Annotated in this window: 7 protein-coding genes and 1 pseudogene; 5 read left to right on the plus strand and 3 right to left on the minus strand. The window is 65.3% G+C overall.

What is annotated here, in order from left to right; all coding sequences use genetic code 11:
* Positions 1–23: 23 nt before the first annotated feature.
* The 3 genes from accC to nac all read right to left on the minus strand — a co-directional run bounded on the left by accC (position 24) and on the right by nac (position 2,937).
* Positions 24–1,376 (minus strand): acetyl-CoA carboxylase biotin carboxylase subunit, encoded by a 1,353-nt coding sequence (gene accC, locus AC1DSF_RS22790; RefSeq protein ID WP_478128768.1) that lies wholly within the window; start codon positions 1,374–1,376, stop codon positions 24–26.
* 7 nt (positions 1,377–1,383) lie between these two features.
* Complete coding sequence (locus tag AC1DSF_RS22795) at positions 1,384–1,863, minus strand: acetyl-CoA carboxylase biotin carboxyl carrier protein (RefSeq protein WP_478128767.1); 480 nt, start codon at positions 1,861–1,863, stop codon at positions 1,384–1,386.
* Positions 1,864–1,998: 135 nt separating this feature from the next.
* Complete coding sequence (gene nac, locus AC1DSF_RS22800; protein WP_478128806.1) at positions 1,999–2,937, minus strand: nitrogen assimilation transcriptional regulator NAC; 939 nt, start codon at positions 2,935–2,937, stop codon at positions 1,999–2,001.
* A gap of 158 nt (positions 2,938–3,095) precedes the next feature.
* Here nac and AC1DSF_RS22805 point away from each other — a divergent pair, with 158 nt between their 5' ends.
* The 5 genes and pseudogenes from AC1DSF_RS22805 to AC1DSF_RS22825 all read left to right on the plus strand — a co-directional run.
* On the plus strand, positions 3,096–4,304 hold the full coding sequence (locus AC1DSF_RS22805) for an aspartate transaminase (protein ID WP_478183476.1): 1,209 nt from the start codon (positions 3,096–3,098) through the stop codon (positions 4,302–4,304).
* 48 nt (positions 4,305–4,352) lie between these two features.
* A complete protein-coding gene (locus tag AC1DSF_RS22810; RefSeq protein ID WP_478128765.1) occupies positions 4,353–5,024 on the plus strand; it encodes an RraA family protein in 672 nt (223 codons plus the stop codon).
* 11 nt (positions 5,025–5,035) lie between these two features.
* Positions 5,036–6,030, plus strand: a pseudogene (locus tag AC1DSF_RS22815) (2-hydroxyacid dehydrogenase).
* 3 nt (positions 6,031–6,033) lie between these two features.
* A complete protein-coding gene (locus tag AC1DSF_RS22820; RefSeq protein WP_478128764.1) occupies positions 6,034–6,573 on the plus strand; it encodes a gluconokinase in 540 nt (179 codons plus the stop codon).
* Positions 6,548–6,855, plus strand: a 308-nt coding sequence (locus AC1DSF_RS22825) for an SDR family NAD(P)-dependent oxidoreductase (RefSeq protein WP_478183477.1), incomplete at its 3' end; no start/stop codon positions are given. The genes AC1DSF_RS22820 and AC1DSF_RS22825, both read left to right, overlap by 26 nt.

Here is a 6,855-nt window from a genome sequence, read left to right on the forward strand (position 1 = left end):
AGCCGATCCAGATGTCGAGAGGGTCACTGCGTGCTCCTGCGCTGCAGCCAGCGCTCGAGGTGGTGGATGTCGACCCCCCCGGTGACGAAGCCGTCATCCTGAAGGAGCGCGCGATGCAGCGCTACGTTGGTTGCGATGCCCTCGACTTCCAGTTCGCTCAGCGCGAGCCGCATGCGGTCAAGCGCGTCCTCGCGGCTCGCGCCGTGCACGATCAACTTGCCGATCATCGAGTCGTAGTACGGTGGAACGCGATAGCCCACCCCCGCGTGCGAATCGAAGCGCACGCCAAAGCCTCCCGGCACGCGCCAGCCCGTGATGCGTCCCGGTGACGGAGCGAAGCTGTTGGGGTCCTCCGCATTGATGCGGCATTCGATCGAATGTCCCGCACAAAGGACGTCGGCCTGCGTGATCGTCAATCGCTCGCCGCGCGCCATTCGCAGCTGTTGCTGCACGATGTCGATGCCGGTGGTCATCTCGGTCACCGGGTGCTCGACTTGCAGCCTGGTGTTCATCTCGATGAAATAGAAGGCGCCCTTCTCGTAGAGAAACTCGAAAGTGCCGACGCCGCAGTAGCCGATCTGCCGGCAGGCCGCCGCGCAACTCTCCCCGACCTCCGCCATCAGCGCCTCGTCGATCCCCGGTGCTGGGGCCTCCTCGATCACCTTCTGGTGCCGACGCTGGAGGGAGCAGTCCCGGCTTCCGAGCCAGATGGCGTGACCATGCCTGTCGGCAAGCACCTGGATCTCGACGTGCCGCGGATGCAGCAGGAACTTCTCGATATAGACCTCCGGATTGCCGAAGGCGCGCCGTGCCTCCTCCCGTGTGAGCGCGAGCGCCTCCAGCAGCTCGCCCTCCTCCCGCACCACGCGCATGCCCCGACCGCCTCCCCCGCCGGCCGCCTTGACGATCACCGGGTAGCCGACTTCGAGTGCAAGTGCTCGGACGGCCTGAGGATCGTCGGGCAGTCCATCATCGGGCCCCGGAACGCAGGGCACGCCGGCGCGTCGCATTGCGCGCTTTGCCGACACCTTGTCGCCCATCACCCGAATGCAGGCGGCGCTCGGTCCGACAAACTGAAGTCCGGCCTGCTCGACTTTTTCCACGAAGCCCGCGTTCTCCGAAAGAAAGCCGTAGCCGGGATGGATCGCCTGCGCTCCGCTCACCTCCGCCGCATAGAGCAGCGCCGATTGATTGAGGTAGCTATGGCCAGGACTGGCCGGCCCGATACACAGCGCCTGGTCTGCCTGTTGCACATAAACGGCGTCGCTATCGGCCTCGGAATGCGCGACCACGGTCTTGATGCCGAGGCCGTGACAGGCGCGCAAGATACGCAATGCGATTTCGCCACGGTTTGCAATGAGAACGGTGTCAAACATGGCGACCTCAGGCCAAGCGAAACAAGCGCTGGCCGGCTTCGACCTCCTGGCCCGAATGCACGAGCACTTCGGCGATGGTCGCGTCGGTCTCTGCCCGAACTTCGTTGAAGACCTTCATCGCCTCGATCACGCACAGCGTGTGCCCCGCCAGCACCGATTGCCCCGGCTTCACGAACAAGGGCTCACCCGGCGCGGGCTGGAGATGAATTACGCCGTAAAGCGGCGCGAGGCACTCGATGGGGCTCGCGCCCGAGCCGTCGCCCGACGGGTCTGCTCGAGGCAGCCCGCGGTGATCATCGCGGCGGTCGTTCGCCTTTCCAGGCGCGTCCGCAGAATCCCCATCGACGACCGGATTGAGCGGGGTCAAAGAGTTCGAAGTCGCTTGCTTCACGAGCCGCAGCGTGCATCCGTCTTCGCTGTACTCCAGCTCCGACAGCTCCGATGCCGCCAAAGCCTCGATGAGGATTCGAATTTGTTCCTGGTTCATGCCGGACCCGCCGAATCACGGCGGGATCTCCTTGGTGGCCGACGCATTCCGCGAACACGTGACGGCAGACATGAAAGGTAGCCCGCGAACGCTGCGAAGCCAAAGACGGATTGACTGTGCCGGGATAAGGCCCGCTTATGACGCCGCGGCGATCGGCCGTCCGCCGCTCGCAACGGCGTTGCTCGACAGCTCCGTGACCAACTCCAGCAGAATGTCCTTCACTGCCTGGGCAGGCTCGGACAGCGGCAGGTGGTCCGACTGGCACAGCGCCAGAGGCGCCTCGATCACAGGGTCGACGATCTGGAACTGCCAGGCACCACACGCGGCCACCACCTCGCGGGCCATCGAGGCGGGCAGGATCGTGGCGCCCAGTCCGTCGGCCACCGCCGCGGTCAACGTGAAGGCCGATTCGATCTCTGCCGCAATGCGCGGCGCGCCGCCGATCCCGCTGAAGGCCGCATCGACCAGCTTGCGTACCACGTTGTAGGGACGCGGCAGGAACAACTCCATCTCGCGCAGATCAGCCAGCCGGACCGGCTGAGCCGGCGCCGGGATCGACGCCGGCCCGACCAGATACAGCGGCTCCTTGAGCAGCGGCAGGAAGGTCAGCCCGTGGATAGCCTTGTCACCATAGAGCACGGCCAGGTCCATGCGGCCGTTCATGATCAACTCGCTCAGCGTGGTGCCGTAGTTCTCATTGAGGTAGAGCAGGATGCCCGGGTGGCGCGCACGAACGGTGCGCAGCAGGGGCAGCGAGAGCGCCGCCGCCGCGGTGCCCGGAGCAAGACCGACCGACACCTGGCCCGAGACGCCCTGCCCCGCGGCCTCCATGTCGGTTTGCGCCTGCTCGCACTGGCGCAGGATGATCTGTGCATGGCGGTACAGCACCTTGCCCGCCTCGGTCGGGGTCACCCCTCGCTTCGTACGCACCAGCAGTTGCTGCCGCACCTCGCCCTCGAGCGTGGCCAGTTGCTGGCTCAGCGCCGGTTGGGCGATGAAAAGCACCTCGGCGGCCTGGGTCAGGCTGCCAATGTCCACGATCTTGACAAAGTACTTGAGTCGCCGCAGGTTCACGCCGGCCTCCGAAGCAAAAGTCGAGCCTAGCACTGGCGAAGCGAGGGGGTCATCAGGGGGTTCCATAAGCTCTCCCTATACGACCAGAGCGATCTCGTCTTGGCGTCGAAAGCGCGATCTGCGTACCGTAGGGTCCTGCCATCCCACTCCAGGAAGTCATGACCACCTCCCGCATTGCACAGCGCGTACGGCGCATCAAGCCCTCGCCCAGCACCTCCGCCGCCGATCGCGCCAACGAGCTGCGTCGCCAAGGTAAATCCATCGTCAACCTGGTTGTCGGCGAGCCGGACTTCGACACGCCGCTGCACATCCGCCAGGCAGCGGCCGCAGCGATGAACAAGGGCGCCACGCGCTACACGCTGATGGCAGGAACGGTCGAGCTGCGGCAGGCGATCGCAGGCAAGCTCCAGCGTGAAAACAGCTTGACCTATGCGATGAACGAGATCATCGCCACCAATGGCGCCAAGAGCGCGATCTTCAATGCCTTCGCGATCACGCTCGAGGCGGGCGACGAGGTCATCGTGCCTGCGCCCTACTGGGTCTCCTACCCGGACATGGTTCTCGCTTGCGATGGCAAGCCGGTGATCGTCGGTTGCCCCGAGGTCAACGGTTTCAAGCTCACACCCGCTCAACTGGAGGGGGCCATCACTGCGCGCACCCGCTGGCTGCTCATCAATTCACCGAGCAATCCGACCGGCGCGGCCTACACCGCCGACGAGTACCGCGCACTGGCCGATGTGCTGGGGCGCCATCCACACGTCATGGTGATGACCGATGACATTTACGAGCACATCCGCTTCGACGGCGAGAAGACGCCACATATCCTGGCTGTGGCACCCGAGTTGCGGGATCGCACGCTGGTGGTGAACGGCGTCTCGAAAACCTATGCAATGACCGGCTGGCGTATCGGCTACGTGGCCGGTCCCGCCGACCTGATCCGCGCGATGGACACGCTGCTGTCGCAGTCGACCGGCAACTGCTGCTCGATCAGCCAGGCGGCCGCGGCCGCCGCGATGAACGGGGACCAGTCGTTCGTTGCAGAGAGCGTTGCTGTCTACAAGCAGCGCCGCGATCGAACGCTCGCGCTGATCAACGCCACCCCCGGCCTGAGTTGCGCCACGCCGCCGGGCGCGTTCTACCTGTACATCAACTGCTCGGGCTTGATTGGCAAGACCACACCCGCCGGCAAGAAGTTGAGCGAAGACGGGGACGTCGTCATGTATCTGCTCGAAAGCGCCGGGGTCGCCACGGTCGCCGGCACGGCGTACGGCCTCTCACCTTACTTCCGCCTGTCCATCGCGACGTCGGTCGAGATCCTGGAAGAAGGCTGCTCACGGATCGCCCGTGCCGTCACCGAGCTGCACTGAACACGTCGCGAGCCGTCCCGCCATTCAACCAAGAACCCGCGAAGCACCATGCCCTACAAAGCCATCCGCAAGAACCCGTCGGCCACACAGGTCAATCCCAAGATTCTCGAGGCCCTGCGTGAGATCCCCGTCGCCGCGCTGAGCGACAACATGCACCGCAACATCGGCACGACCGGTCTCAACCCCTACCACCGTCCTGTCGCGCACACCATGGCGGGCACTGCCGTCACCGCGCGCTCACGCGGTGGCGACAACCTGACCTATCTGCGTGCACTCGAGTTCTGCCGCCCCGGCGATGTGCTGGTCATCGATGCCGGGGGCATCCTCAACAACGCCGTTGTCGGCGGCATCCTGTCTTTCTACGCAGCCCACATCGGCGTCCGCGGGGTCGTCGTGGATGGCGCGATCCGTGATGTGGCCGAAATCCGCGAACGCGAGTTTCCGGTCTACGCGCGCGGCATCACCCATCGTGGCCCCTACAAGGACGGCCCCGGAGAGATCAACGTTCCCGTGTCCGTGGGCGGCATGGTGGTCAATCCGGGCGACATCGTGGTGGGCGACCAGGACGGGTTGATGGCGTTTTCGCCGGAAGAGGCCGAACTGCTCATCAAGAAAGCGCGTGCCCATCTGGACACCGAAGCAGAGACGATCCGCGCCATGAAGGAAGGCCGCTGGGACCGGTCGTTCATCGATGCGCTCGAGGCGCGCTGCCCGAACTGAGGGAAAAGACAATGCGACCCTCCATTCTTCTGACCAGGGCCACCTTTCCCGACATTGCAGACCGCCTCCGGACGCACTTCGAGGTCGAGGACAACCCCGAGGACACCATCTGGAGCGCCGATGAACTGAATCGCCGACTCCAGGGCAAACATGGCGTGATGAGCACTGGCAGCGAGCGCATCGACGCCACGTTGCTGGACGCCTGTCCCCAACTCAAGGCCGTCTGCAATGTCGGCGTGGGCTACAACAACGTGGATGTCGCCGCCTGCACGGCACGGGGCGTGCTGGTGACCAACACGCCGACGTGCTGACCGAAACCACCGCCGATTACGGGTTCGCCCTGATGATGGCGACCGCGCGCCGCATTGGAGAGTCCGAGCGCTTCCTGCGCCGCGGCGAGTGGACCAAGACCGGTATCTACGACATGTTCGTCGGTGGCGACGTGCATGGCGCCACGCTGGGCATCCTCGGGATGGGGCGGATCGGACAGGCGATTGCGCGCCGAGGCGCAGCCGGGTTCGGCATGAACGTGATCTATCACAACCGTTCGCGCCTGCCCGAAGCGCTCGAAGCCAAAAGCGCGGCCCGGTATGTCGACAGGCAGACACTGCTGAAAGAGGCGGACCACCTCGTGCTCGTGGTGCCCTACTCCTCCGCGTCCCACCACGCGATCGGCGCTGCCGAGCTGTCGCTGATGAAGCGCTCCGCGACCCTTACCAACATCGCACGCGGGGGCATCGTCGATGACGCTGCATTGGCGCAAGCACTGCGAGATGGCACGATCGCCGCAGCAGGCCTGGACGTGTTCGAGGGCGAGCCCGGCATCCATCCCGATCTCCTTGCCGTGCCAAACGTCGTACTGACCCCGCACATCGGCAGCGCCTCGGTACGCACGCGTCATGCCATGGCGGCACTCACGGCGGACAACCTGATCGCCGCGCTCGGCTTCGGCCCGGCCGCCGGGCGCCCATTGACGCCCGTCAACCCGCAAGTCCTGGAAAACTGAACGATGCCGCACAAGCTACTCGTCATGGGCGTGGCAGGTTGTGGCAAGTCGAGCGTCGCCGCGTCGCTGGCGCGCGCCCTGCAAGGCCGGCTCATCGAGGGCGACGACTACCACCTGCCGGAGAGCCAGGAGAAGATGCGGCGAGGCATTGCCCTCAACGACCGTGACAGGGACCCATGGATCGCCAAGCTCGGTTCGCTGATGTCCGCGGCTTCTGAGCACACGGTGCTCACCTGCTCCGCGCTCAAGCGCAGCTACCGCGAACGCCTGCGCAGCGCCGAGCCGGCAATGAAGATTGTCTTCCTCGAAATCAGCCGCGAAGCATCCAAGGCCCGCGTCGCTGCGCGCCCGGCGCATCTGTTCCCGGCCAGTCTCGTGGACAACCAGTTCCAAGTGCTCGAGCCGCCCGTCGGCGAGCCCGGCGTGTTCCGGACAGATGCATTGCAGCCGATTCAGGCGCAGTGCGATGCCGTGCTGGGCTGGCTCGGCGAAACCCCTTTTCCTGTTGGAGATTCGTGTGCACTCCGTCCTCAAGTCGTTTGATCTCACCGGCCGAACCGCACTCCTCACCGGCTCCAGCGCCGGCATCGGATATGCACTCGCGCGAGGCCTGGCAGGGGCGGGCGCCCGCGTGATCCTCAATGCCCGTTCCCCTGACAAGCTGGAGAAGGCCGCGGCGCAATTGCGCGGCGAAGGCGGCACGGTCTTCACCGCGGCTTTCGACGTCAGCGATGGCAATGCCGTGAACGCTGCGGTCGAACGGATCGAAGCCGATATCGGACCGATCGACATCCTGGTCAACAACGCCGGCATGCAGCGCCGCGC

This window comes from Variovorax sp. 01N429 (genome assembly GCF_056399425.1).